This window comes from Streptomyces sp. NRRL B-1347 (assembly GCF_000720325.1).
Taxonomy (GTDB): domain Bacteria; phylum Actinomycetota; class Actinomycetes; order Streptomycetales; family Streptomycetaceae; genus Streptomyces.
The window spans coordinates 92,817-112,536 of sequence record NZ_JOJM01000008.1; the positions used below are offsets into that span (position 1 = coordinate 92,817).

Sequence of the window (19,720 nt, forward strand, 5' to 3'; positions counted from 1 at the left end):
CGCGATCACATACATACCGTCACCGGCGTGCGGAAGCTCAAGATCCCGAGCGGAGCGGGCCGTGCACGCCAGGTCGTGTGCTACGGTGCGAACAGCACGTGTGTACGCCCCTTCTGGGCGCCGTGCCCTTCTGCTCCGCATCTTCTCCGCACCGAGGCGCTCTTCGCCCGGTCCGGACTCCCGCTCCGATCAAGCCCGTCGTACGAGGCCACGATCCGTCGCCACCCGGTGTGTCACGGACCCTCGCGACCGGCCTTCTCCGCGCAGTTCGCGCACGTCCCGCGTTTCCGCGAAAGGACCACCCACCCCATGAACCCCACTCAGACCACCATCCTCACGGATCCCACGACCGAACTGCGGATCCACAGCGGTGTCCTGGACATCGCGAAGGCCGACGGGCAGCTGCGCGCCGAAGGGTGCCTGCCCGGGCCCGGCGACATCCTCGTCCCGGCCGCCCTCGTGCGCCGGCTCGGCCTGCGGGCGGGCGACTTCGTCGAGGGCACCTGCGGCCCGCGGCCGCGCGTCCTCACCGAGGTCACCCGCGTCAACGGCCGCGCGCCCCAAGGCCTGCGCGGCAGGGCCCGGTTCGGCGACCTCACCCCGCTGCACCCGCGCGAACGGCTGCGCCTGGAGACCGCGGGCGGCACCCTCGCCCCGCGCCTCGTCGACCTGGTGGCGCCCGTCGGCAAGGGCCAGCGCGGCCTGATCGTCGCCCCGCCGCGCACCGGCAAGACCGTGCTGCTGCGCCAGCTCGCGGACGCCGTCGCCGTCAACCACCCCGAGTGCCACCTCATGGTCGTGCTGCTCGACGAGCGGCCCGAAGAGGTCACCGAGATGCGCCGCGCCGTGTGCGGCGAGGTGCTCGCCTCCACCTTCGACCGGGCGCCCAAGGCGCACGTCGCCCTCGCCGAACTCGCCGTCGAGCGCGCCAAGCGGCTCGTCGAGGACGGCAAGGACGTCGTCATGCTCTTCGACTCGCTGACCCGGCTGTGCCGCGCGTACAACAACACCGCGGCGGGCGGCGGCCGCACGCTCAGCGGCGGCGTCGACGCGGCCTCCGTGCAGGGGCCCAAGCGGCTCTTCGGCGCCGCGCGCCTCGCCGAGGAGGGCGGCTCCCTGACCATGCTCGCCACCGTCCTGGTGGAGACCGGGTCGCGCGCCGACGACTACTACTTCGAGGAGCTCAAGTCCACCGGGAACATGGAGCTGCGCCTCGACCGCACCCTCGCCGACCGCCGGGTCTTCCCCGCCGTCGACGTCACCCCTTCCGGGACCCGGCGCGAGGAACTCCTCGTACCTGCCGATGAGTTGGCGGCCATGCGCGGCCTGCGGCGGGCCCTCGGCCGGCGCGACGGGCGCGAGGGGGCCGAGGCGCTGCTCGACCAGCTGCGCAAGGCTTCCAGCAACGCGGCGTTCCTGCGCCAGGTACGGATGTCCGTGCCCGGTGCCGCCCTCGCGGAGTGACGGGTGTCCGGCCGCTCAGCCGCGCGTGACCAGGACCCGGTAGTTGCCGTCCAGGTCCACGCCCGCCACCTTCACCCGCACTCCCGCCTCGCGGTCCGTGAAGGTCTCGCCGAGGGTGAACGGCGCGTCCGAGAGCTCCGCGTGCACGTTCGGGCTGCGGGTGCAGCCGCCGCTGTCGCGGGTCGCGTCGGCGACCGTGATGGGGCCGTGGCCGGTGTCGACGTCCGCGTCCACGCGGTACACGAGCACGCCGGGGCGGCACACCGCCTCGTCGTTGCCCGCGCGGGTGCGCAGCTCCACGGCGTACCCCGTCTTCGCGTCGGCGGGCACGAACACCAGCTTCGTGCCGCCGCGTCCGGCGAGCGGGGTGAGCAGGTGCTCCGTGGTGCCGCGGGCCGGGGCGCAGTCGACCTGGGTGTCGTCGAGCCAGCCGAGCTTCCACTTGTGCCAGCCGAGCAGGTCGTTGTTGGCGCCCCAGTCCTCGCTCATGATGTCCCAGTGGCCGACCGCGCCGCCGCCGTCGCGCGTGTACAGGTCCGGCAGGCCGAAGACGTGGCCGTTCTCGTGCGGCAGGACCCGGTAGCCGGTCTGGTCGTAGCTGCCCGAGCCGTCGTCCTGCCGGCTGTACACGAAGGAGGCGTTGGCGATCGGCACGCCGTCCGCCACCGGCGCCTCGTGGTTGCCCGCGAACGTCACCGACAGGACGGTGTCGAGCGCGGAAGGGCCCGCGTTCGGCGTGATGAGCACGTTGACCAGGTCGTACGCGCGGAAGTCCACGTCCGGGTCGGCGGCGGTCACGATGTCCCGGACCAGGTCGCGGTAGCCCGGGTCGAAGGGGGCGCCGCGCTCTATCCCGTACTTCTTGAACGGCTTCGGCATCCGCAGCCAGTCCGGCACCGGCACCTCGGCCCGGTAGTCGAGGCGGCCGTAGGAACTGGTGCGGAACCAGTCGGAGGTCTGCGGGAAGAACTCCCCGAGCCGGTCGAGCGCCGAGCCCTCGCCCGGGGCGTCGGAGAAGTCGACCATCAGGTTCAGGGCGCGCACGGTGCCGGTGGAGCGGGTGTAGCCGGGGCCCGTCGGGATGCCCTCCGACATCTGGACGCCGAGCTCGCCGCTGATCATGCAGGGGCCGAGCGCGGTGGACCGGGCCTGCGAGACCGGGCCCGCGGCCGACGGGGTGTCCGCGAGGAGCCGGCCGGTGCTCGCGGAGGTGGTGACGGCGAGCACGACCGCGGCGGCTGAGCCGAGGGCGACGGCCCTGGCGGCCCGGTGGCGGCGCGGCCGCCCCTGCGCCCCGGCCCCCGCGCCGCGGCCCCGGCCTATGCCCTTCCACCTCGGCTGCTGCATGCGTGGGCCTTCCGCTCCGCGGCAGCCGCCGGGTCCGGCTGCGCCCTGTGCGATCACCCTGTGCCGGAGGGTGCGCGGGCGCGCGCTGAGCGCGACCGATCGTGGGTTTCTCGGAAAGTTCCGGGGGAGCGGGGCCGGGGGTGTGACGGGGACCCAGGGCCCCTTTCCTGATGTGACGCAGGTCACGCAGGAGAGGGGAAATAACCGGGGACCGTCTCCCCGTTTAGACCGGTGTCCGCGCGAAACGGGGATCCACTCCCCGGATCGCGCACCTCAGCTCCCGCCGGGAAATTCGTTGGACCCGCCACCCGCGGCCCTGCGAACCTGAGGCCTTTGACCGCTTCGAGGAGACTCCGCCGTGTCCACCGCCACCGCCGCGCAGCGACCCGCACCGCGTCCGCGGGCCGACGCCCTGCGCAACCGGGAGCGGATCGTCGCCGCCGCGCGCGAGATGTTCGTGCAGCACGGCCCCGACGTGCCGCTCGACGAGATCGCGCGCCGCGCGGGCGTCGGCAACGCCACGGTCTACCGTCACTTCCCCGACCGCGGCGAACTGGTGCACCACGTCCTGCTCTTCGTCACCGACCGCGTCTCGCTGCTCGCCGAAGAGGCGATCGAGGCCGTCGACGCCGAGCCGGACACCGCCTTCGAGGCGCTGCGCGGCTTCGCGCACGCCGCGGTGGACGAGCGCATCGGCGCCCTGTGCCCGATCGTCTCCGAAGCCCTCGACCCCGAGCACCCCGAACTGCACGCGGCCCGCATGCGCGTCGAGGGCGCGGTGCAGGGGCTCATGGACCGCGCCGCCGCGGCCGGCCAGCTGCGCCCCGACATCGGCGTCGCCGACGTGATGATCGCCCTGGGGCAGCTGACCCGGCCGCTGCCGGGGTCCAGCGGCTGCCTCATGGACTTCGACCGGTTCGTGCACCGCCATCTCCAGCTGTTCCTGGACGGCCTCATGGCACCGGCCCGCTCACCGCTTCCGGGACACCCCGCGACCTTGGAGGAGCTACGCCAGAAGGCCGACTGACCGGCGCCGACCGGCCGCGGTTCCGGCAGTCCAGGACCCCGGCCCACGGACCGGGGACCAAAGGACGAGCCGTCCTCACGACCCGCGGCCCATGTGCCGACAAGCCCGGCCGGTGTCTCATTTCTCCGTAAGCACGCCTGAATCAACCACGTCCGTCCCGACCGCCTGACTCAGCATTCGCCGACTACGTCTGAATCAGCACTCGCCTCGTTCACTCCTGCGTCATTAGGTGGCTCCACCCATGTCTGCATCACCCGTCACATCACTCGCTCCCGACCCAAAGCGCTGGAAGGCCCTCGTCTTCATCGCGCTCGCCCAGCTGATGGTCGTCCTCGACGCGACCATCGTGAACATCGCGCTGCCTTCCGCCCAGGAGGACCTCGGCATATCCGAGGGCAACAAGCAGTGGGTCATCACCGCCTACGCCCTCGCCTTCGGCGGTCTGCTGCTCTTCGGCGGCCGCATCGCCGACCTCTGGGGCCGTAAGCGCACCTTCGTCACCGGCCTCATCGGCTTCGCCGCGGCCTCCGCGCTCGGCGGTGCCGCGACCGGCGAGGCCATGATGCTCGGCGCCCGCGCCCTCCAGGGCGTCTTCGGCGCGCTGCTCGCGCCCGCCGCGCTCTCCCTGCTCGCGGTGATGTTCACCGAGGCCAAGGAGCGCGCCAAGGCGTTCGGCATCTACGGTGCGATCGCCGGTGGCGGTGGCGCCGTCGGCCTGATCCTCGGCGGCTTCCTCACCGAGTACCTGAACTGGCGCTGGACGTTCTTCGTGAACATCCCGTTCGCGATCGTCGCCGCCGCCGGTGCCTACTTCGTGATCCGCGAGCCCGAGGGCGGCCGCAACCGCTCGCCGCTGGACATCCCCGGCGTGGTCCTGTCCACGCTCGGCCTGGTCGCGCTCGTCTACGGCTTCACGCGCGCCGAGTCCGACGGCTGGTCGGACAGCGTGACCGTCACGATGTTCGTCGCCTCCGTCGTACTGCTCGTGGCGTTCGTCCTCACCGAGGCCAAGGTCAAGCACCCGCTGCTCCCGCTGCGCGTGCTGACCGAGCGCAACCGCGGCGGCGTCTACCTGTCGCTCGGCCTCGCGATCATCTCGATGTTCGGCCTGTTCCTGTTCCTCACGTACTACCTGCAGATCGTGAAGGGCTACTCGCCGGTCAAGACGGGCTTCGCGTTCCTGCCGATGATCGTCGGCATGATCACGGGTTCCACGCAGATCGGCACCCGCCTGATGATCCGCGTCCCCCCGCGCTACCTGATGGCCCCCGGCTTCCTGGTCGCCGCCGTCGGCATGCTGCTCCTGACGCAGCTGGAGGTCGACACCTCGTACGCCGGTCTGATCCTGCCCGCGCAGCTGCTGCTCGGCCTCGGCATGGGTACGGCGTTCATGCCCGCCATGTCGCTCGCCACGCACGGCGTCGAGCCGCGTGACGCCGGTGTCGCCTCCGCGATGGTCAACACCTCGCAGCAGGTCGGCGGCGCCATCGGCACGGCCCTCCTGAACACCATCGCGGCCTCCGCGACCACGGCGTACATCGAGGACCACGCGGCCTCCGCGACCACCCCGGCGGCGCAGAAGCTGCTCGCGGCCCAGTCCATGGTGGAGGGCTACACCGCCGCCATCTGGTGGGCGGTCGGCATCCTCGCCGCGTCCGCGGTGATCGCCGCCGTGTTCATCAACACCGGCGCCCAGAACGGCAGCCAGTCGGCCTCCGGCGACGGCGCCGAGGACGAGGTGAAGATCCCGGTGGTGGCGCACTGACGCCCCGGAAGTGCGCTGCGGTTCCCCCGCGCCCCTTTTAGGGGCGCGGGGAACTGCGCGACCAGCCACGATGGACCTGCAGGTGATCGACGGTCCAGCGCGGCAATTCCAGCGAAGCGTTGAGCTCTACTAGCGGAGCCAGGGCAGGTCCGCCCCCGCCTCCTTCGGCTGAAGTCCCTCGGCGACGATCCGCATGATCTCGCCGAGGGACTTCTGCTGTTCCGGGGTGAGCCGGTCGAAGAGCGCCTGGCGCACCGCCTCCACGTGCCCCGGAGCGGTCTGCCGCAGCACCTCCTGGCCCTCGCCGGTCAGGATCGCGAACTGCCCGCGCTTGTCGGTCGGGCAGTCCTCGCGCCGCACCCAGCCACTGCGCTCCAGACGCGCGATCGCGTGCGAGAGCCGGGATCTGGTGATCTTGGAGCCGCGGGCCAGCTCCGTCATCCGCATCCGGCGGCGCGGCGCGGCCGACAGCTGCACCAGGAGCCCGTAGTACAGATGGGGCATGCCCGCGTCGCGCTGGAGCTGACGGTCGAGATAGTCCTCCAGGAGCGTGGAGGCGTGTACGTACGCCAGCCAGGTGCGCTGCTCCTCGTCGTCGAGCCAGCGCGGCCCGGCGGCGGCGCGCTCCCCGGCGGCGTCCTCTGCCGCGGTGGATGGCCTGTCCATGTAACCCACTGTACGAGGCTTTCCTGTGCCCCCGGCAGGGGCGCTCGCGCCTCGTCGTACCGGCGGCCGTCCGGTGAACGCGCTCAGAGCGCGGGCGGGTTGAGCTCCACGCCCCGCAGCGCGGCCGCGCGCGCCCGCTCGTCGCCGACGTCGAGGGCGGTGTCCGCGAACTTGATGGTGTGGTCGTCGCCGTGTGCCGCGGCCCGCGCGAAGACCTCGTCGAAGGTGCTGCGCCCGGCCTCGTCGTACGCGGCGCGCAACTGGGCGGAGGGTGCGGGGGCGGCCGGGCCGTAGGCGGCGGTGACGGCGGCGCTCGCCGCCCAGGCCGCCTCCAGGGAGACGCCCCACAGCTCGCGGGGGAGCGCGGGCAGGGCGCGCAGGACGGCGTTCGGCGCGGTCGCCGCGTGCACCAGCATGATCGGGTCGGTGTGCCCGTGGGTGGCGTACCGGTGCACGGCGGCGGTGACGAGGTCGCCGAGACGGGCGCGCGCGGCGTCCGGGTCGGCGTCCGGGGCGCCGGGCCACGCGGGCACGGAGGCCAGCTGCGCGAAGCGGTCCGGCAGTGGTCCGTCCTGGACCGGGATCCGCTCGACGGCGTCGAGCGCGGCGGCGGCACCGGCCGCGTCCGGCAGGGCCCGGGGCGCGCGCGGCGGCAGCGGGGAGTGCCGGGCCGCCCAGTAGCCGAGGCCGTGCGCCAGCTCGGCCACGCGCGGCGCGGTCCCGCCGCCCGGCGCGGTGAGGCCGCGCACGGCGTGCCCGACGCGGATCACCGGATGTGTGGAGCCGCCCGCGATGCCGGGGAGCAGCACCGGCCACCAGGCGGCGAGCACCTCGCGCCAGGGCCGCTCGGCCAGGGCGCGGGAGAAGTGGTCGATCCAGTCGGCGGCCCGGCGCGGGTCGCCGAGCGCCGCGCGCCAGTCCGCGTCGGTGACGGGGGACACGCGCGCGGGCATGTCCTCCAGCTTGTGGCGGTAGTGGTCGAGCCAGCGGTGCACGGTGTGGGCCTGGCCGTTGTGCACCAGGGACTCGACGGCCATCGGGCCGTGGTTGGTGAGGCGCACGACCCGCTCGGGACCGCTCGCGTGCAGGCGCTCGAGGGCTTCGTCGAGGACGCCGCCGGAGGCGGACGTGGTGCCGTTCGCGGTGCGGTTCGCGGTGCCGTTCGCGGTGCCGGAGAGGGCGGCGGACGCGAGGTCGGAGAGGGCGCCGGATGCGGGGTCGGAGCGAGCGGTGGAAGCCGGGCCGGTGTCCTTCGGGGCTGCGCTGATCTCGTTCATGGCGGCACGCTAGGCGCGCCGACCGGCCGCGAGTAACGGTCTGCGGAACTAGTCCCTTGGCCCTAGGGGCAGCTCGTACCAGGCCACGTCCCAGTAGCGGTGAAACTTCCTGCCGACTTCCGCGTACGTACCGATGTGCCGGAAACCGAACCGTTCGTGCAGCCGCACCGAGGCCGCGTTGGGCAGCGCGATGCCCGCGTACGCCCGGTGCAGGTCCTCGCCCTCCAGGGCGGCGAAGAGGGCGTCGTAGAGCAGGGTGCCGACGCCGCGCCCGGCCGCCCGCGGGTCGAGATAGACGCTGACCTCCACGGAGGTCGCGTAGGCGGGCCTGGCGCGCAGCGGCCCGGACGTGGCATAGCCGAGAATGTCAGGTTTCCCCGAATTGCCAGCCTGGGCAACCATCAGGCGGTGGGGGCCGTCTTTGGGGTGGGAGAGCAGCCAAGGGCGTCTCTCTTCCGGCAGAAACGGGACGGTGTCGAATGTGATGGCCGTCTCACGGACGTAGTGGTTGTAGATCTCCGTGAGGGCCCCGAGATCCGCCTCGTCGCCCGGTCTGACCTGCACCTCTGTGGGTTCCTGCGGCACTGTGCCTCCCTGTGTGGCGGCACAGGGTACTGCATGATCAGGAAAACAGACGCGCGGGTTGGGAATTCTGTCCGGATTCCAGTCGTTGTATCCATCGGATGCGGGGCACCTGGGAGGGTGTGCCGTCCACCACAGGTCCACACCGGACCGCCCGGCCCGCCCGCCACCACGGGTCACAGCCGGACCGACCAGTGACAACCACGCAAGGGAGCACGCATGGCAACCCGTGCCGTCGCCCGTCGTAAGTCCGCCGACACCGGCGAGACCGACGCGGCACGCAGTGTTCGCGCTACAGGCGGCGAGATCGCCGACCGCGACCTGGTCGGCATGTACCTCGACGAGATAGCGCGCACGCCCCTGCTCGACGCCGCCAAGGAAGTCGAGCTGTCCCAGATCATCGAGGCGGGTGTCTACGCCGAGAAGATCCTCGCGGGCGAGGTCGAGGAGAAGTCGGCCGTGCAGGCGTCCGACGACGAACTGCGCGCCCTCGTCGCCGACGGCGAGCGCGCCAAGGACGTCTTCATCCGGTCGAACCTCCGCCTGGTCGTCGCCGTCGCGCGCCGCTATCCCCGCAGCGGCCTGCCCCTGCTCGACCTCATCCAGGAGGGCAACGCGGGCCTGGTCCGCGCGGTCGAGAAGTTCGACTACGCCAAGGGCTTCAAGTTCTCCACGTACGCGACCTGGTGGATCCGCCAGGCCATCACCCGCTCCATAGCCGACCAGTCCCGCACCATCCGGCTCCCCGTGCACCTGGTGGAGGAGCTCGGCCGGATCCGCCGCGTACAGCGCGAGTTCAACCGCGAGCACGGCCGCGAGCCGGAGGCCGCCGAGATCGCCACCGAGCTGGCGTCGACCCCCGAGCGCGTCACGGACGTCCTCGACTGGGCCCGCGACCCCGTCTCGCTGAACATGGCGGTGGACGACCAGGGCGAGACCCAGTTCGGCGACCTCTTGGAGGACACCTCCGCGGTCTCCCCCGAGCAGTCCGTCCTCACGCTGCTGCGCAGCGAGGAGCTCGACGACCTCATCGGCCGCCTCGACCAGCGCACCGCCTCCATCATCAAGATGCGGTACGGCATCGACGACGGCCGCGAGCGCACCCTCACCGAGGTGGGCAAGGAGCACGGTCTGACCCGCGAGCGCATCCGCCAGATAGAGAAGCACGCGCTCCTCGAACTGAAGAAGCTGGCGCGCGACACGGGCTTCGACGCGGCGGCCTAGGCGGCCCGCCGAACAGCCGGGGCCGGGCCCCCACCGGCCACGCCCACGCTCCGGCCCGGCCCGGCCCAGCCAGGGCCTGCGGCCTCACGCCCACCGGCCTATGCCTGTGCGGTCCGGCCTTCCGGGGTCTGCCCGCGCCTTGCGACGCCGCGCCCACCGTCCGTGCCCGTGCGGTCCGGGTCCCCGGCCTGTCCGTGCCCCGGTCTGCCCGCGCCTGCGGCCCGCGCCGGTCAGCCTGCGCCTATGCGGTCCGGCCCCCTCGGGCTGCCGGGCCGCCCCAGCTCGGCAGCCCGAGGCCGTGGTGTGCCTCAGCGCCCGGTTCCGTCCACCGCCGCGCTGAGCCTGCGCCCCAGTTCCCGTACCCGGGACACCAGCTCGTCGGGTCCGTGCACGGTGAAGTCGCAGGCGACCCAGACGAGGCGGCCCGCCACCCACTCCACGGGCTCGGTCACCGTCCCGCGCAGCCGGCAGCGGTCGTCGCCGACCGCGACCAGCTCACCGAGCGCCGCGGGCAGCCGCCCCCGCACCCGATACAGCGGAGCGTGGAACTCCACGTCCACCTCGTACGCCGAGGTCTCCGGCCGCCGGGCGAGCACGCTCTGCCGCACATAGGCGTCCGCGCTCCCGCCCGGCAGCATCCGCGGCGCGAACCGCACCGCCGTGGCGAACGGCTCCGACACCCGGTCCACCCGGAAGGTGCGCCAGTCCTGCCGCTCCAGGTCGAACGCGACCAGGTACCAGCGCCGCCCCGTGGACACCAGGCGGTGCGGCTCGGTGAGGCGCCGCGACGGGGTGCCGTCCTTGGCCTCGTAGGCGAACCGCAGCTGCTCGTGCGCGGCCGTCGCCGACGCGATCACCGTCAGCGTCTCCGGCGCGATCCGCGCCCCGTCCCCGCTGGTCAGCGACATCGTCGCGGCGCCGAGCGCGGACACCCGGTGGCGCAGCCGGGACGGCAGGACCTGCTCCAGCTTGGCGAGCGCCCGCACCGACGCCTCCTCGACGCCCTCGACGGCGTGCCCGGCCCCGGCGCGCAGCCCCACCGCGATGGCCACGGCCTCCTCGTCGTCCAGGACGAGCGGCGGCATCGCCTTGCCCGCGACGAGCCGGTAGCCGCCGCTCGCGCCCTGCGTCGCCCGCACGGGATAGCCGAGCTCCCGCAGCCGGTCGACGTCCCTGCGCACCGTGCGGCGCGAGACCCCGAGCCGGTCGGAGAGCTCGCCGCCAGGCCACTCCCGCGGAGTCTGGAGCAGCGAGAGCAGCTGCAGGAGTCGTGCCGGTGTGTCCGTGGTCATGGGGCCTCCCGCCGCCGAGGTCTGGCGTTCACCGGAACCGATTGCCGGAACCGACTGCCGGAATCGTTCGCCGGCACCGTTTGCCGGGAACTCCGCCGAGAACGGGACCCATGATCCCGCAGAACTAGGTCATGACCTGTCCTATAGGGCCTCTAGCCTGACGGCATGACTTCTCCCAGCACCCCCACCGCGGCTGCTCCGTCCCCGGAGTCACCGTCCGACCGCCGTCGGTGGTTCGCCCTCGCGATCGTGATGACGGCCGCCTTCATGGACCTCGTCGACGTGACGATCGTGAACATCGCGATCCCCGCCATCCAGCGGGACGCGGGCGCCACGTTCAGCCAGATCCAGTGGATCACCGCCGGATACGCGCTCGCGCTCGGCGCGGGCCTCATCACCGGCGGACGGCTCGGCGACATCTACGGCCGCAAGAAGATATTCCTCATCGGCATCACCGGCTTCACCGTCGCCTCGGCGCTGTGCGGCTTCGCCGCGAACCCGGAGATGCTGGTCGCCTCGCGGATCCTGCAGGGCTCGATGGCCGCACTGATGGTGCCGCAGGTCCTGTCGATCGTGCACGCCACGTTCCCCGCGCACGAGCGCGGCAAGGTCTTCGGCCTGTTCGGCATGGTGGTGGGCCTCGGCGCGGTGTCCGGGCCGCTGCTCGGCGCGCTCCTGACGGAGTGGAACATCCTCGGCCTCGAATGGCGCCCGATCTTCCTGATCAACCTGCCGGTCGGCATCGCGGGCCTGCTGCTCGGGCGGAAGTTCATCACCGAGTCCAAGGCGCCGCGCGCGCTGCGGCTCGACCTCGTCGGCGTCGTCCTGGTCACCGCGGGCCTGCTGATGCTCCTGTACCCGCTGACGCGCGGCCGCGAGCTGGGCTGGCCGCTGTGGGGCTACGCGATGATGGCGGGCGCGGTCGTGGTGTTCGGCGTGCTCGTCGCGTACGAGCGGAACAAGGCGGCCAAGGACGGCTCGCCGCTCGTGGAGCTGTCCCTGTTCAAGGTGCGCAGCTTCGCCGCGGGCATCGCCGTGCAGACCGTGTTCGGCGTCTCGCTCGGCATCTTCTTCCTCGTCTGGACCATGTACATGCAGGTCGGCCTCGGCTGGAGCGAGTTGCGCGCGGGCCTGACCGGCGTGCCCTTCTCCATCGCCGTGTCCGTCGCCGCGGGCCTCTCCGTGCAGAAGCTGGTGCCGCGCTTCGGCCGCAAGGTCCTCCAGGCGGGCGCCCTGCTGATGGCCGCGGGCGTCCTCATCTACATCTGGGAGTCCGGGCGGTACGGCGCGGACATCGAGCCCTGGCAGATGGCGCTCCCGCTCGTGGTGATGGGCCTCGGCATGGGCCTGATCGTGGCCCCGCTGACGGACGCGGTGCTCTCCGAGGTCCCGCGCGAGCACGCGGGCTCCGCGTCCGGCCTCATCAACACCGTCCAGCAGATGGGCAACGCGCTCGGGCTCGGCCTGGTGTCCGTGGTCTTCTTCGGCGTCATGGACGAGAACGTGGTGCCGCAGCGGATCGCCGACGAGTTCGCCCACGGCTTCCAGAACGCCCTGTGGTGGGTCTTCGGCGTCCTGGTCGTCATCTTCCTCCTGATGCTGGGCCTCCCGCGCAAGCCCGCCCAGCACGTGGAGGGCGCCGAGTCCGTCGACACCGTGGAGAAGGCCCCGGCCCGCGAACCGGCCCTCACGAGCTGACGCGACCGTCCCCCCGCTGTGGGCACAGCCCCACGTGCCGCCGCGCAACCGTTCAACCCAGGCCCCGCCAGGCCGCCCCCCCCAGGGAGGGCCAGGCGGGGCCCGTTTGCATCCAAGCGAGGCCCGTTTGCGCCCGAGTGATGCCCGATCCTGTTTACTTCCGGCCGGAGGCTCCGTACGATCCAAAGGAACCCACACATCCGGGCACAAACGCAGGAGGCCCCCGAGCCATGTACGCGCCAGAGCGCCAGCAGGAGATCCTGCGCCTGGCAAGAGAGGGCGGCCGCGTCGACGTCCTCTCGCTCGCCACCGAGTTCCAGGTCACCGCCGAGACCATCCGCCGCGACCTGAAGGCCCTGGACCGCGCGGGCCTCCTCCGCCGGGTGCACGGCGGCGCCATCCCGGCGGGCCGTCTGGACTTCGAGCCGGACCTCGCGGAGCGCGAGGGCACCGCCGCCGACGAGAAGGACCGCATCGCCCGCGCCGCCCTCACCGAGCTCCCCGCCGACGGCACCGGCACGGTCATCCTCGACGCGGGCTCCACCGTCGCCCGCCTGGCCGCGCAGCTCCCCCTGGAGTCCGCCCTCACCGCGGTCACCCACAGCCTCCCCACCGCCGCCCGCCTCGCCGACCACCCGGGCATCCAGCTCCACCTGGTCGGCGGCCGCGTCCGGCACCGCACCCGGGCCGCCGTGGACGCCTGGTCCCTGCGCGCGTACGCGGAGATCCGCGCCGACGTCCTCTTCCTCGCCGCGAACGGCTTCTCCGCCGCACACGGACTGACCACCCCGGACCTCGCCGAGGCCGCCGTCAAGCGCGCCGCCGTCGCCGCGGCCCGCCGCGTCGTACTGCTCGCCGACAGCGGCAAGTACGGCCAGGAGCACTTCGCCCGCTTCGGCGACCTCACCGACGTGGACCTGCTGATCACGGACACGGGCCTCAGCCCCGACGACGCCGCCGCCATCGAGCGCGCGGGCACGGAAGTGGTGCGCGCATGATCCTCACCGTCACCCCGAACCCCTCTCTCGACCGCGCCTACGAGGTCCCCGCCCTCACCCGCGGCGCCGTCGTCCGCGCCACCGGCGACCGCATGGACCCGGGCGGCAAGGGAGTCAACGTCTCGCGCGCGGCCGCCGCCGCGGGCGTCCGCACCCTCGCCGTCCTCCCGCTCGGCGGCGCCCCGGGCGCCCTCGTCGCCCAGCTCCTCGACGAACAGGGCATCGCCGTCGCCCCGGTCCGCATCGCCGGCCCCACCCGTTCCAACATCTCCGTCGCCGAACCGGACGGCACCCTCACGAAGATCAACGCCCCGGGCCCCGAACTCACCGCGGAGGAGAGCGAGTCCCTGCTCACCACCGTCGCCGCGCACTCCGCCGACGCCGACTGGATCGCCTGCTGCGGCAGCCTCCCGCGCGGCCTCGCCCCGTCCTGGTACGCGGACCTGACCGAGCGCTGCCACGCCGCCGGGGCCCGGATCGCCCTGGACACCTCGGGCCCGGCCCTCCTCGCCGCCCTCCCCGGCCGCCCGGACGTCGTCAAGCCGAACGCCGCGGAGCTCGCGGAAGCCGTCGGCCGCCCCCTCGCCACCGTCGGCGACGCCCTCAAGGCCGCCGACGAGCTGCGCGAGCGCGGCGCCCGCGCCGTCCTCGCCAGCCTCGGAGCCGACGGCCAGCTCCTCGTCGACGACTCCGGCACGTACTTCGGGCACGCCCGCGTCGACGTCGTACGCAGTGACGTGGGTGCGGGCGACAGCTCCCTCGCCGGGTTCCTCGTCGCGGGCGGCACCGGGCCGCGCGCGCTCGCCGCCGCCGTCGCGCACGGCGCCGCCGCCGTCCAGCTCCCCGGCAGCCTCATGCCCGCCCCGGCCGACCTCGTGCCGGACGCCGTCACCGTCACCGACCGGGTCCCGCTCGACCTCGCCCTGACCGAGCCCGCCGCCTGACCCCTGAGCCCTGAGCCCGTCCCTCCCCGTTCCCCGTTCCCCCTTCGCCCGTGTCCCCGGGCCGTCCGCGCGCAAAGGAGCCCGCGATGAGCGAGAACCACGCCATGATCACCGCGGAGTTGGTCGATCTCGACCTCGACAGGGCCGCCGACACCAAGGAGGCGGCGGCCCGCGCCCTCGCCGAACGCATGGTGGCCCTCGGCCGCGTCACCGACCTGGACGGCTTCCTCGCCGACGTGGCCGCCCGCGAGGCCCAGATGCCCACCGGCCTCGACGGCGGCATCGGCATCCCGCACTGCCGCAGCGCCCACGTCACCGAGCCCACCCTGGCCTTCGGCCGCAGCGCGCGCGGCATCGACTTCGGCGCCCCCGACGGCCCCGCCGACCTCGTCTTCCTCATCGCGGCCCCCACCGGCGCGGACGACGCCCACCTGACGATCCTGTCGTCCCTGGCCCGGCAGCTGATGGACGCCGAGTTCACGAGCGCCCTGCGCGCGGCGACGGACGCGGAGCGGGCGGCGGCACTGATCCGCGGCGACGAGGCCGTACCCGCCCAAGAGACGGCGGTCGTACCCGCCGAAGGCACGGCAGCCGTATCCGCCGAAGACACGGCGGTCGTATCCACCGAAGACACGGCCCCCGGCGCCGAGCGGCCGGACCCCCGGGCGGAGGGCGGCACCGAGCGCTTCCGCATCGTCGCCGTCACCTCCTGCCCCACCGGCATCGCCCACACCTACATGGCCGCCGAGGCACTGGAGAACGCCGCCCGCGAGGCGGGCGTGGACCTCACCGTCGAAACCCAGGGCTCCGCTGGCTTCACCCGCCTCGACGCCGAGACCGTCCGGCGGGCCGACGCGGTGATCTTCGCCCACGACGTCGCCGTACGGGACAAGCGCCGCTTCGCGGGCAAGCCCACCGTCGACGTGGGCGTCAAGGCGGGCATCAACCGCCCCGCCGAACTCATCGCGGAGGCCCGGGAGAAGGCCGCCCGCGGCGACGTCACGACCCCGGCGGGCCCGAGCCCCGTGGACAACACGGGCGAGAGCGACGACAGTTACGCCACCAAACTGCGCACCTGGCTGATGTCCGGCGTCAGCTACATGGTGCCGTTCGTCGCCGCGGGCGGCCTCCTCATCGCGCTCGGCTTCGCCATCGGCGGCTGGAAGATAGACAAGGCCCCGTCCGTCGCGGAGCACTTCGTCTGGACCGACCACACCAGCTGGGCGGCCCTGCTCTTCCAGACCGGCGGCCTCGCCTTCGCCTTCCTGGTGCCCGTCCTCGCGGGCTACATCGCGTACGGCATGGCCGACCGGCCGGGTCTCGTACCGGGCTTCGTCGGCGGTTCGGTCGCCGTCACCATCGAGGCGGGCTTCCTCGGCGGCCTCGCGGCCGGTCTGCTCGCGGGCGCCGTGGTCATGGGCATCCAGCGGATCCGCATCCCCGCCGTGCTGCGCGGCATCATGCCGGTGGTGGTGATCCCGCTGATCTCCGCGGCGGTCGTCGGCTTCCTGATGTTCCTCGTCGTCGGCAAGCCCATCGCCTCGCTGCAGGGCGCCCTGACCGACTGGCTGGAGGGCCTGTCCGGTGCCAACGCCGTCGTCCTGGGCGTGATCCTCGGCCTGATGATGTGCTTCGACCTCGGCGGCCCGCTCAACAAGGTCGCGTACGCCTTCGCCGTCGGCGGCCTCACCCACCCCACCGACGGCTCGCTGAAGGTGATGGCCGCCGTGATGGCGGCGGGCATGGTGCCGCCGCTCGCCATGGCGCTCGCGACGACCGTCCGGGGCCGCCTGTTCACCAGGACCGAGCGGGAGAACGGCAAGGCCGCCTGGTTCCTCGGCGCCTCCTTCATCACCGAGGGTGCGATCCCGTTCGCGGCCGCCGACCCGCTGCGGGTCATCCCCGCGTCGATGGCGGGCGGCGCCGTCACGGGTGCCCTGTCGATGGCTTTCGACTGCACGCTGCGCGCCCCGCACGGCGGTGCCTTCGTGGTGCCGCTGATCGGTCAGCCGCTGCTGTACCTGCTGGCCATCGCCGCGGGCGTGTGCGTGTCGACGGCCGTGGTGGTGCTGCTCAAGAGCGCCCGGAAGACGCCCCTGGCCCCCGGGCAGGACGCGGCGGACGCCACCGCGGACGCGTCACCGGTTCCGGCCGCCGTCTGACCGGACGTTCCCGGGCCCCCTCCTGGTGGGCATACTGCTGGTACTGCGTGCGGCATGGGCGCCCGGGACACGGGCCACACCCGTGGGGGCCACCGTGAGTCAGCTTCAGCAGAGCCACCTCAGCAGCCTGCTCGGCATGGTCGTCGAACTCACCGAGCAGGCGCGGGCGAGCCTTGAGCGGCCCACGGAGGCCGACCGCGTCTTCCTCGCCGTCTACTCCGGCTTCCTCATCGAGACCGGCGCGGGCATCCGCTGGCTCCTCGAACCCTCCCTGATCGAGCACGCCACGCACGTCGTCCGCCGCCAGGCCCCCGCCGCCAGCCCCGCCCGCACCGACGTCGCCGCCCGGCTGCTCGCGACCCTGTGGGCGTCCTGCCTGCTCGCGGGCATCGACACCGAGGACTGGGACCTCGAAGCCCCCGAACTCCCCGCGATCTGTGTCCGGATGGCGGGCCTGGTCACCGGCGAGCGCGAACCGGAATCCTGAAGGCCGGATCCGCCCCGCCCGATGGGAGATGCGTCACTTCAAGGCCAAAGTCCCATAAACGCCCCTGTTGTTAGGCTGGCGGCTGTTGTCTACTGAGCGGCATGTTCGACGGTGCTTCGATCGTTCAGCAGACAAGTGTGGCGCTGTTCGCCGCCGTGACCACCCTCTGGGCCGTGACCTTCCTGCGCGTACGACGCAGCCGGGAGGCCGGACCGCAGACCTCGGGCGGCCCCGCGCTGAGCTCGCTGCCCGTCCAGTCGGGGCCGCCGGGCGCGGAGTCCGTGCAGCTGACGGCGGCCGAGCGGGCCGCGTTCGCCGGTCTGGTCCGGCAGTTCGGCAAGGGGCGCGACTAGGGCCTGTCCGGGTCCTATGGGTCGGCCCCGGGCTTCGGCCCCGGGCGCGCCCGGATGGCTAGCGGCTGCGCGTCACCGGGAACGCCCGGGCCCGCCGCGCCATCGCCGCGCGGGCCGCGCGCTCGCTCACATACACCTCGCACATGTGGCGGCCGTCGGTCGTTGCCGTGTGCTCGACCTCCCACAGGCTGACTTCCGAGCCGTCGAAGAGCAGGAAGGCGTGCTCGTACAGTGAGAAGCCGAGCCTGGCTTCGCCGGTGAGGCCGGAGCGGCCGAAGGCCTGGGTGATCTGGTGGGCGAAGGCCGAACGCAGCAGGCGCGCCATGTCGTCCCCGGGGCGCTCACCGCCCGCCGGGTTCTCCGCGCGGCGCAGCAGCCTGCGCGCGTGGTCGGCCGAGTCGTCCGGCACGTATGTGTGCCGCGGTTCGTTCGCCGTGGTCAGCTGGAGGACGACGGGCAGGTCCCCGGCCGGGGTGTCGGGCGGCAGCGGCAGCCGGGCGGTGGCGACTCCGGCCTCCTCCTCGTCCAGATACAGCTCGTACTGGGCCTGGCTGCCGGGGCCCGCGTTGTGCACGAGCTCCCACAGGGTGAGCGCGCTGCCGTCGGCGAGCAGCCAGGTGTGGCGGTACGTCTCGCGGTGCAGGCCCGCGCTGTGGTGCGCGGAGTGCAGCGAACTGTCGTAGGCCAGGGATCGCTCCAGGCGCCGGACCGTGTCGTCCGGCAGGTCGAAGGAGTTCAGCGCGCGGCTGAGCAGTCGCTCGAGGTGCTCCTCTGGAGTCAGGGGCTCGGGCGACTCAGGTGGTTCGTACGCTGTCTCGTACGGAACGCTCACGGATACTCCCGGATGCTTCCGGCGTTGCTGCATGTCACCTTGTGCGTGCATACCGTAGCCCCTGGGTCCGACATCATGTCCGGGAACAGGAAAACGATCGAGCCGCACGGCAAGTTCCCGTGCGGCTCGCTCCGTTGGCGCCCCGAATGCGCCCTTCGGGACGCCATGCGCGCCCCTTTTGTGGCGGTGTCGGTCAGTCCCGCGTTACTCGGCGCTGCCCGCGGTCCACTGGCTCCACGACATGTTCCAGCCGTTCAGGCCGTTGTCGGGGGCGATGGTCTTGTCCGGCGAACCCTTGACCGTCACGACGTCACCGATCAGCGAGTTGTCGTAGAACCACTTGCCCATCGTGTCACCCTGCGCCCCCTGGGCGTCCTGGAGCCCCACACAGCCGTGGCTGGTATTCGAGCTACCGAAGATGGAGGGCGAGCTCCAGTAGTTGCCGTGGATGAACGTGCCGGACGTCGAAAGGCGCATGGCGTGCGGTACGTCCTTGATGTCGTACTCCCCGCCGAAACCGACCGTCGAGCCGTTCATCCGCGTCTGGACGAACTTCTCGGAGATCACCATCTGGCCGTTGTACGTGGGGTTCTGCGGGCTGCCCGCCGAGATCGGAACGGTCTTGATGACCTTGCCGTCCCGCTCGACCGTCATCTTCTTGGCGCCCACGTCGACGGTGGAGACCTGCTTGCGGCCGATGGTGAAGGTGACCGTCTTGTCCTGGACGCCGGTGATGCCGTTGCCGCCCTTCACACCGTCCAGGGCGATCTTCATCGTGACCTTGGAGCCGGCCTTCCAGTACTCCTGCGGCCGGAAGTCCAGGCGCTGGTTGCCGAACCAGTGGCCGACGATCTTCTGCCCGCTGCTGGACGTCACCGTGATGTGCGACTGCACGTCCTTGCGGTTGGTGATCGCCTTGTCGAAGTTGAACGACACCGGCATGCCCACGCCGACGGTGGTGCCGCCGTCCGGCGTGTACGAACCGATGAAGCTGTTCGCCGACGCCACCGTCGTGAACGTCGCGTTCTCCGTCGCCGGGCGGCCGTCGCCGTCCTTGGCGTTGGCGGTGACCTTGTACTTCGTGCCGCGCTCCAGCTGCGCCTTGGGCTTCCAGGAGCTGCCGTCGGCGGATATGGAGCCCTCGACCGCGGCGCCGGACGTCACCTGCGTCATCTTCACGCTGGTCAGCTTGCCGCCCTTGACCTTCACGCCGGTGGCGTTGATCGAGGCGTCGGTCGCGCCGTCCTTGGAGGAGATGGCTATCTGCGCGCCGGACGCGTCCTTGGCCGCGCCGGACTTCTTGTCGTCCTTGGCGTCGGCGTCACCACCGCAGGCCGTGAGGGTCAGCGCGCCGACAGCCGCGAGTGCGGCGGTAGCCAGCACGACCCGCCGACGGCGAAGGTGCCGAGGCTGCGCTGCAATGTCCGGCGTTGTCACGGGCTGCTCCCATTCGGTCTGCGTCCAGCACGTTCTCGGTATGTACGTGGTCTGATCCGGTACGGGTAAAGAGTTTCCGGGCGGAGGAATGGTTCCGGGGCGCGGGTGTGAGCGCTGGCACATGGCTGCGCCCGCGGCTGTTTTCAAGGTCCTTCAGTTTGGTGG

17 protein-coding genes are annotated in these 19,720 nt (G+C 72.4%); 10 read left to right on the forward strand and 7 right to left on the reverse strand.

From position 1 onward, the window contains the following. Nucleotides 1-309 precede the first annotated feature (309 nt). Nucleotides 310-1,464, forward strand: coding sequence for a transcription termination factor Rho (rho, locus tag IG74_RS0110900; RefSeq protein WP_037825019.1), 1,155 nt, complete (start codon nt 310-312; stop codon nt 1,462-1,464). A gap of 15 nt (nt 1,465-1,479) precedes the next feature. Here rho and IG74_RS0110905 read toward each other — a convergent pair whose 3' ends face one another. Beyond that, nucleotides 1,480-2,811 carry a M6 family metalloprotease domain-containing protein gene (locus IG74_RS0110905; protein ID WP_078868704.1) on the reverse strand — a complete coding sequence of 444 codons (1,332 nt, stop codon included), beginning with the start codon at nt 2,809-2,811 and terminating at the stop codon, nt 1,480-1,482. Between the two features lie 358 nt (nt 2,812-3,169). On the opposite strand from IG74_RS0110905, the gene IG74_RS0110910 reads away from it, so the two are divergent. Both IG74_RS0110910 and IG74_RS0110915 read left to right on the forward strand, forming a co-directional pair. Beyond that, the gene (locus IG74_RS0110910; protein ID WP_030673598.1) at nt 3,170-3,838 is read left to right on the forward strand and encodes a TetR/AcrR family transcriptional regulator; all 669 of its coding nucleotides are present in this window, start codon (nt 3,170-3,172) and stop codon (nt 3,836-3,838) included. A gap of 241 nt (nt 3,839-4,079) precedes the next feature. Then, on the forward strand, nt 4,080-5,603 hold the full coding sequence (locus IG74_RS0110915) for an MFS transporter (protein WP_030673600.1): 1,524 nt from the start codon (nt 4,080-4,082) through the stop codon (nt 5,601-5,603). Nucleotides 5,604-5,732: 129 nt separating this feature from the next. On the opposite strand, the gene IG74_RS0110920 is transcribed toward IG74_RS0110915, so the two are convergent. The 3 genes from IG74_RS0110920 to IG74_RS0110930 all read right to left on the reverse strand — a co-directional run bounded on the left by IG74_RS0110920 (nt 5,733) and on the right by IG74_RS0110930 (nt 8,131). Then, a complete protein-coding gene (locus IG74_RS0110920; RefSeq protein ID WP_037825020.1) occupies nt 5,733-6,269 on the reverse strand; it encodes a MarR family winged helix-turn-helix transcriptional regulator in 537 nt (178 codons plus the stop codon). 83 nt (nt 6,270-6,352) lie between these two features. Continuing rightward, the gene (locus IG74_RS0110925) at nt 6,353-7,546 is read right to left on the reverse strand and encodes a questin oxidase family protein (protein ID WP_078868705.1); all 1,194 of its coding nucleotides are present in this window, start codon (nt 7,544-7,546) and stop codon (nt 6,353-6,355) included. A 48-nt stretch (nt 7,547-7,594) separates the two neighbouring features. Further along, a complete protein-coding gene (locus IG74_RS0110930) occupies nt 7,595-8,131 on the reverse strand; it encodes a GNAT family N-acetyltransferase (RefSeq protein WP_037825022.1) in 537 nt (178 codons plus the stop codon). 216 nt (nt 8,132-8,347) lie between these two features. On the opposite strand from IG74_RS0110930, the gene IG74_RS0110935 reads away from it, so the two are divergent. Further along, nucleotides 8,348-9,352 (forward strand): sigma-70 family RNA polymerase sigma factor, encoded by a 1,005-nt coding sequence (locus IG74_RS0110935; RefSeq protein WP_030673609.1) that lies wholly within the window; start codon nt 8,348-8,350, stop codon nt 9,350-9,352. Between the two features lie 308 nt (nt 9,353-9,660). Here IG74_RS0110935 and IG74_RS0110940 read toward each other — a convergent pair whose 3' ends face one another. Next, complete coding sequence (locus IG74_RS0110940; protein WP_030673610.1) at nt 9,661-10,644, reverse strand: helix-turn-helix transcriptional regulator; 984 nt, start codon at nt 10,642-10,644, stop codon at nt 9,661-9,663. Nucleotides 10,645-10,809: 165 nt separating this feature from the next. On the opposite strand from IG74_RS0110940, the gene IG74_RS0110945 reads away from it, so the two are divergent. From IG74_RS0110945 to IG74_RS0110970, 6 genes are all read left to right on the forward strand, one after another. Next, nucleotides 10,810-12,342 carry an MFS transporter gene (locus tag IG74_RS0110945; RefSeq protein ID WP_030673611.1) on the forward strand — a complete coding sequence of 511 codons (1,533 nt, stop codon included), beginning with the start codon at nt 10,810-10,812 and terminating at the stop codon, nt 12,340-12,342. A gap of 230 nt (nt 12,343-12,572) precedes the next feature. Next, a complete protein-coding gene (locus IG74_RS0110950) occupies nt 12,573-13,340 on the forward strand; it encodes a DeoR/GlpR family DNA-binding transcription regulator (protein ID WP_030673612.1) in 768 nt (255 codons plus the stop codon). Then, nucleotides 13,337-14,284 (forward strand): 1-phosphofructokinase, encoded by a 948-nt coding sequence (gene pfkB, locus IG74_RS0110955; RefSeq protein ID WP_030673613.1) that lies wholly within the window; start codon nt 13,337-13,339, stop codon nt 14,282-14,284. The genes IG74_RS0110950 and pfkB overlap by 4 nt, the downstream gene beginning before the upstream one ends. A gap of 86 nt (nt 14,285-14,370) precedes the next feature. After that, nucleotides 14,371-16,446, forward strand: a complete 2,076-nt coding sequence (locus IG74_RS0110960; protein WP_030673614.1) for a PTS fructose transporter subunit IIABC — start codon at nt 14,371-14,373, stop codon at nt 16,444-16,446. Between the two features lie 94 nt (nt 16,447-16,540). After that, the gene (locus IG74_RS0110965; RefSeq protein WP_158857567.1) at nt 16,541-16,933 is read left to right on the forward strand and encodes a hypothetical protein; all 393 of its coding nucleotides are present in this window, start codon (nt 16,541-16,543) and stop codon (nt 16,931-16,933) included. Nucleotides 16,934-17,034: 101 nt separating this feature from the next. Next, complete coding sequence (locus tag IG74_RS0110970; protein WP_030673616.1) at nt 17,035-17,286, forward strand: hypothetical protein; 252 nt, start codon at nt 17,035-17,037, stop codon at nt 17,284-17,286. Nucleotides 17,287-17,344: 58 nt separating this feature from the next. On the opposite strand, the gene IG74_RS0110975 is transcribed toward IG74_RS0110970, so the two are convergent. Next, nucleotides 17,345-18,118 (reverse strand): DUF6227 family protein, encoded by a 774-nt coding sequence (locus IG74_RS0110975; protein ID WP_030673619.1) that lies wholly within the window; start codon nt 18,116-18,118, stop codon nt 17,345-17,347. Nucleotides 18,119-18,322: 204 nt separating this feature from the next. Continuing rightward, entirely contained in the window at nt 18,323-19,555 is a 1,233-nt protein-coding gene (locus IG74_RS0110980; RefSeq protein WP_030673621.1) for a L,D-transpeptidase, read from the reverse strand. Nucleotides 19,556-19,720 lie beyond the last annotated feature (165 nt).

Excerpts from the sequence above, each read along its gene's own strand:
- IG74_RS0110920 (WP_037825020.1), bottom strand. The coding sequence starts at position 6,269 with ATGGACAGGCCATCCACCGCGGCAGAGGACGCCGCCGGGGAGCGCGCC.
- IG74_RS0110915 (WP_030673600.1), top strand. The coding sequence starts at position 4,080 with ATGTCTGCATCACCCGTCACATCACTCGCTCCCGACCCAAAGCGCTGG.
- IG74_RS0110945 (WP_030673611.1), top strand. The coding sequence starts at position 10,810 with ATGACTTCTCCCAGCACCCCCACCGCGGCTGCTCCGTCCCCGGAGTCA.
- IG74_RS0110905 (WP_078868704.1), bottom strand. The coding sequence starts at position 2,811 with ATGCAGCAGCCGAGGTGGAAGGGCATAGGCCGGGGCCGCGGCGCGGGG.
- IG74_RS0110960 (WP_030673614.1), top strand. The coding sequence starts at position 14,371 with ATGAGCGAGAACCACGCCATGATCACCGCGGAGTTGGTCGATCTCGAC.
- IG74_RS0110935 (WP_030673609.1), top strand. The coding sequence starts at position 8,348 with ATGGCAACCCGTGCCGTCGCCCGTCGTAAGTCCGCCGACACCGGCGAG.
- pfkB (WP_030673613.1), top strand. The coding sequence starts at position 13,337 with ATGATCCTCACCGTCACCCCGAACCCCTCTCTCGACCGCGCCTACGAG.
- IG74_RS0110940 (WP_030673610.1), bottom strand. The coding sequence starts at position 10,644 with ATGACCACGGACACACCGGCACGACTCCTGCAGCTGCTCTCGCTGCTC.
- IG74_RS0110950 (WP_030673612.1), top strand. The coding sequence starts at position 12,573 with ATGTACGCGCCAGAGCGCCAGCAGGAGATCCTGCGCCTGGCAAGAGAG.
- IG74_RS0110925 (WP_078868705.1), bottom strand. The coding sequence starts at position 7,546 with ATGAACGAGATCAGCGCAGCCCCGAAGGACACCGGCCCGGCTTCCACC.
- rho (WP_037825019.1), top strand. The coding sequence starts at position 310 with ATGAACCCCACTCAGACCACCATCCTCACGGATCCCACGACCGAACTG.
- IG74_RS0110970 (WP_030673616.1), top strand. The coding sequence starts at position 17,035 with ATGTTCGACGGTGCTTCGATCGTTCAGCAGACAAGTGTGGCGCTGTTC.